This is a genomic window from Microcoleus sp. PH2017_08_TRC_O_A, assembly GCF_020738665.1.
Lineage (GTDB): Bacteria > Cyanobacteriota > Cyanobacteriia > Cyanobacteriales > Microcoleaceae > Microcoleus.
Genome location: NZ_JAEQCE010000170.1, coordinates 1 through 4,805 on the forward strand (window position 1 = coordinate 1; position 4,805 = coordinate 4,805).

General features: G+C 44.3%; 7 protein-coding genes. 3 read left to right on the forward strand and 4 right to left on the reverse strand.

Translation table 11 applies throughout. From position 1 onward, the window contains the following. Positions 1–792 (reverse strand): tetratricopeptide repeat protein (locus tag JGK22_RS32530; protein WP_293199360.1); only part of this gene is annotated, 792 nt, incomplete at its 3' end. Positions 793–1,203: 411 nt separating this feature from the next. On the opposite strand from JGK22_RS32530, the gene JGK22_RS32535 reads away from it, so the two are divergent. Beyond that, entirely contained in the window at positions 1,204–1,455 is a 252-nt protein-coding gene (locus JGK22_RS32535; protein WP_293190820.1) for a hypothetical protein, read from the forward strand. Positions 1,456–1,495: 40 nt separating this feature from the next. On the opposite strand, the gene JGK22_RS32540 is transcribed toward JGK22_RS32535, so the two are convergent. The 3 genes from JGK22_RS32540 to JGK22_RS32550 form a co-directional block, all read right to left on the reverse strand. Then, positions 1,496–1,822 carry a nucleotidyltransferase domain-containing protein gene (locus JGK22_RS32540; RefSeq protein ID WP_293190822.1) on the reverse strand — a complete coding sequence of 109 codons (327 nt, stop codon included), beginning with the start codon at positions 1,820–1,822 and terminating at the stop codon, positions 1,496–1,498. Between the two features lie 228 nt (positions 1,823–2,050). Next, positions 2,051–2,422, reverse strand: a complete 372-nt coding sequence (locus tag JGK22_RS32545) for a hypothetical protein (RefSeq protein WP_293184282.1) — start codon at positions 2,420–2,422, stop codon at positions 2,051–2,053. 51 nt (positions 2,423–2,473) lie between these two features. Then, complete coding sequence (locus JGK22_RS32550; protein ID WP_293314503.1) at positions 2,474–3,589, reverse strand: HlyD family efflux transporter periplasmic adaptor subunit; 1,116 nt, start codon at positions 3,587–3,589, stop codon at positions 2,474–2,476. Between the two features lie 452 nt (positions 3,590–4,041). On the opposite strand from JGK22_RS32550, the gene JGK22_RS32555 reads away from it, so the two are divergent. Together JGK22_RS32555 and JGK22_RS32560 are read left to right on the forward strand one after the other, a co-directional pair. Further along, positions 4,042–4,269 carry a secretion protein HlyD gene (locus JGK22_RS32555; RefSeq protein WP_293184276.1) on the forward strand — a complete coding sequence of 76 codons (228 nt, stop codon included), beginning with the start codon at positions 4,042–4,044 and terminating at the stop codon, positions 4,267–4,269. Between the two features lie 172 nt (positions 4,270–4,441). After that, on the forward strand, positions 4,442–4,627 hold the full coding sequence (locus JGK22_RS32560; protein ID WP_293314505.1) for a hypothetical protein: 186 nt from the start codon (positions 4,442–4,444) through the stop codon (positions 4,625–4,627). The last annotated feature ends 178 nt before the right edge of the window (positions 4,628–4,805 follow it).

The following is a 4,805-nucleotide window of genomic DNA, read 5'->3' on the forward strand; positions in this document are numbered from 1 at the left end:
TTCCCCTCTGATTCTGTAGAGGTAGGCATTCGCCAAATTATTTTGACTCCTTGCCCAGTCTTCGGGAAATGCGTCGCGGGTGTAAATCTCCAAGGATGCGAGATAAGCTGCGATCGCGCCTTCGAGATTCTCGGCTTTTTCCCCTCTGATTCTGTTGTGGTAGGCAAGCCCCAAATTATTTTGACACGTTGCCCATTCAAAGGGAAATGCGTCGCGAGTCCAAATTTCCAAGGATGCCTCAAAAGCTGCGATCGCCAATTCCAGATTCTCGGCTTTTCCCCTTCTGATTCTGTAGAGGTAGGCCATCGCCAAATTATTTTGACACGTTGCCCAGTCTTCGGGAAATGCGTCGCGGGTGTAAACTTCCAAGGATGCCTCATAAGCTACGATCGCCAATTCCAGATTCTCGGCTTTTTCCCCTCTGATTCTGTTTTGGTAATCACCTCCCAGACTGTTTTGAAACCTGGCCCAGTCTTCCGAGTAAGCTTCGCGAGTAACAACAGTTAATCCACTCTCCAGACAAGCAATCGCTACCTCTAAATTACTTGCCCGACTGCCTTGTCGCAAATTATAAAAAGTGAAATCTAAACCGTATAAAAAATTAGCACAATTGTATGCTTCTTCTGCATCCAAAGTTGCCATAGTTTCAGTTGCCCACTCTCGCAAATATTGGGCAAAACCATCATCTATTAATTCTAGGTTAGCTTGCAGAATCTCGATTTCTTCCTCGCTGGGACAGGTGACGAGAGAATCAATCAGATTGAGATAGGCTTCGTGGCGCGCTTCGTTCATTGCTTACAACCCATGTTTTTAGAATTTTACATTCTTTGTCGGGGAAAAACAAGGGGGAAACCCGACTTGCTGAATCGTCTGGAGTCGTTGGAGTGTGCGTCATACCTCAATACAGGTAAGATAGGGGAATCGTAGTGATAAAACGATGTGAAAAATAGACACTGCGATTGCTTTCCTACCCTTCGGGAACGCCTTCGGCGAACGGATCGCTTCGCTAACGTTCCTCGCAATGACAAAAAACTTTAACTTAACCGTATTCTGTCATAAGCTACCACGCAAAGATGTCGTATAATATAGATACAAGATAAGTAAGCGATCGCGCGTAATAATAAATCTATTCGGAATGGACGCAACCTCATTCAAAAAAATCTCGATGATTTGCGATGGGGCAAAAAACAAGAGGAAACTAAAATGATTTCACAAACTTTAGTAGAGATTGAACGTTCTATTAGTTCCCTGTCGATAGAAGAACAACTTTGGCTGCTGGAACGTATCGCTTGCCGAGTGCGGGAGAAAACTTACATAGCTAATAAACTCGCTAATGCTAAATACCTGGAGGCAGAGATAGCAGAGATGGCAAACGATCCAGATATTCAAGTTGAGATTGCTGCTATCAATCAAGAGTTTCTTGTGGCAGAAATGGATGGTTTAGAAGCACTATGAGCATTCAAAGTTTGGAGTGTTCGATCGATTTGTTCCGGTTTCATAAAGCTATTCCCTCTTTACGAATATTCCTCAATAAAGGCCCGTTGTAGTGCGTAAACCGATTTTCGTCCATAAACAAACAGCTAATCACTTCATCATTTTGGAGAGACAAATCTGCCCGAATATGGCTGATTCTTTTGATTTCTTCGCCGGGATTGACTTGCCCTTTCAGAACTACCAAAACATCAATATCTGAGTCGGGATATGCGTCACCCCGCGCTTGGGAACCGTAGAGTACCATTTGGGTGAGCCGATCGCCATAAATTTGCTCGAAGTGCGATCGCAATTCAGCTAGAATGGTCTTGAGTTTATCGTTGATTTTCATATTGGCGATGGATGTTATTTATTCTACACATAAACCCGGTGTATTTATTGTACACATAAACCCGGCGGTTGAAACCGCGTCTACAAAAACAAAGTACACATAAACCCGGCGGTTGAAACCGCGTCTACAAAAACAAAGTACACATAAACCCGGCGGTTGAAACCGCGTCTACAAAAACAAAGTCCGCCTGCGCGGACTGAAGATAATTAATTATAAAGGTTAAGATTTTTACCCAATTTCAACTGGTTGCAAAATCTCATTCACAGGCTTTCCTCGTTTTAATTCAACCCATTTAGACTCAACGGGTTCATAAGCGCAATAACAGACCATGATTTCCAGGTTTGTGTCGCTAGATGAGAATTTGTGGATGCTTTTCACAATCCAATTGCTATCTCGACCGTGGGTGACTCCGTTACCCGGATCTTCGAGGTTTTCGTATTCTCGCACCCGCTCGCCAATTTGAGGTAATTTCCCCGAAGAATCCCACTCTGTTGCTAAAATGTCAGTCAAACCACCGATCGGTAGTAGCTGACGTTCTTCCCAGCCTTCCGCACTCATAGATTCAGTTTTGTAAACAATCCATGTTTCATTTTTGGTCATAATTTACCTCAGTCTTGGTAGTCGTACCAGAAGTCTTGAAAAACTGACTAATTATAAATCTGTGAGTAATCTTGCCTTCCGCAAAATAAATGTCAAAACTGTTTCTTGACCAGTAATAATGTCGGCTCTACCTTCCATTCCCGACTGAATTGAATACTGGCGTGGGGTATTTGCCTGGGAAGTTCCAAATGCTTGATTACTGGTAGATTCAAGTTTGGTTAGATAGGTTTTATCGGGTTTAATGGCAACTTCGTAATAAGCAGTACCTAAATTATTACCGGGGTTTTGAGTTGCGATCGCATCTGGGGCGATCGCGCTGACTGTTCCTTTTAGTGTCCCGTAATCTGGGAAGGGTAAGGCGGAAATCCTCATCTGCACTGGTTGGCCGATTTGGATGCGGGCAATATCTTGGGATGTTACTCTGGCTTTGACTAAAAGGGGTACGTCGCTAGGGACGATTTGGGCGATCGCACTTCCGGCTTGTATTGTTTGACCGGTACTTTGTACTTCCAATTTGAGAATTGTACCATCAGCGGGCGCGCGGATCACGCTATTTTCGAGTTGTGACTGAATTTGATTGAGTTCTTTTTTAGCTTGAATTAATTGTTGTTGAATGGACGATCGCTTGACGAGCAAAACCCGCCGACTTCTGCCGAGTCTCTCGGCGACATCCGGCTGCGATGTGGCGATTTTTACAAGAGCGGACTCGACTACTTCTTGGGCGGCGGAATTTTGATTTTGGATGGTTTGAAATTGGCCGCTGGCTAAAATTTGATTTTCCAAGTCCCGCAGTTGCTGGTTGATTTGCTGTGCTGCTGTTTGAGACTGATTGACTGTGTCTTGGAACTGCTTTTTTTGAGTGCCCAAACGCGAAGCGTTGACAACTGCGATCGCATCTCCGGCTTTTACTGTCTGATTTTCGCTGACAGCAATGCTTTCGATGGTTCCTTCGGTTGCTGCTTGGACGACGCGCACTTCTCCGGCTGGACGGACGATCGCGTCTGCTTTGACTGTAGCACTGTATTTGGTGACGCTTGCCAGGGCGATCGCCCCGCCAAACGTCGCCACCATCAAAATTCCCCCCAAAGTAGTCCAGCGGCTGACAGGGGGCAAAAACTGGTCGTTATCAAAGGTTTCTGCGGGCATGGGTTCGGGTGTGCGAGGCATGGCGGCTATTGGGGGTGAGGGGAATTGTTTTGAATTTTAAGTTTTGAGTTTGGGGAAAGAGAATCGTTGTGAGTTTTAATGCCATTTCCAAAAAAGAATGCAACTCGCGGCCAACTCCAAAGCCTGATTAAATAAGTCATTTTCAAACCTCAAACGGTATGAGTTGGAAGAAGGAGAGATCGATCGCCTATTTCTTTTGTCACATTTATTTTCTAGCTTTCCGGACACCAAGGATAGATTTAGAAGTCTAAATCAAAATTCACATGGTCAAGGTCAAAATCCGCACAGCTTTGCCGTCCCCACCCGGAAATTTCCCCAAACATCAAGAATGGTGGATTCAGGCGGCAACAGTCAGGAAAACAGAGCATTTCCGCAATGATTTTTGGCACTGTTACCCGGTTTTTCTGGGATCGGTACGTAAGTAACTATATATGTCTTAATAGGAGTTCCTTATGCCGGACAATCAACAAAATTCACTTTTTACCGAATTAACCGATCGAGAATCTGGGACTGTCAGCGGTGGCAGCACTACCAGCGGTTTCAGCAGTGCTAACAGTAACAGCGATACCAAGAACAGCAGCAGCAATGGCATCAATACGCTGTTTTTCATTCCACAGCCGAGTCAGCTTTTCCTTTACGATCCGATTCGCAATCGCCCTTACAAAACCCTTGTAGTCTAGATAGCTGAGTAAAGTAGTGCGATCGGATAAATTTTAAAATTTTCTCAGTAATATTCCGGGCGATCGCAGAGGCATGGAGAAGTATTAGTCAGTAATCATACGAGGCTATCGAAATTATATAAAGTTTCTAGTTTTCGTTCAATATTATCAATTTAAATGGAGTCAAACGATCATGCAAGAAACAAAGGAAAATTCACTGTTTACTGAACTCACCTCTGAAGAAAAACTGTGGTCGTCGGCGCCGTTGGGTTGTGTACCGCCGCAATTGCGACGGTTCCTTCAGAAAAGTAGTTCGCTACGGCTACTGGTAAAGTTTAGTGCTGTGAATCGCGCGATCGCCCTTATTACAAAACCTTAATAGTCTAGATAGGTGAGTCGGGTAGTGCGATCGGGTGAATTTTCAAAACTTCTCAGTGATATTCCTGACTTTCCAGAGACATTGAGAAGTATTAGTCAGTAATTACCAGAAAGAATTGGTTGAAAGCCGGAACCCTGCTCGGGAGAAATTAAAATCCGACTATTCATTACTCCAATCC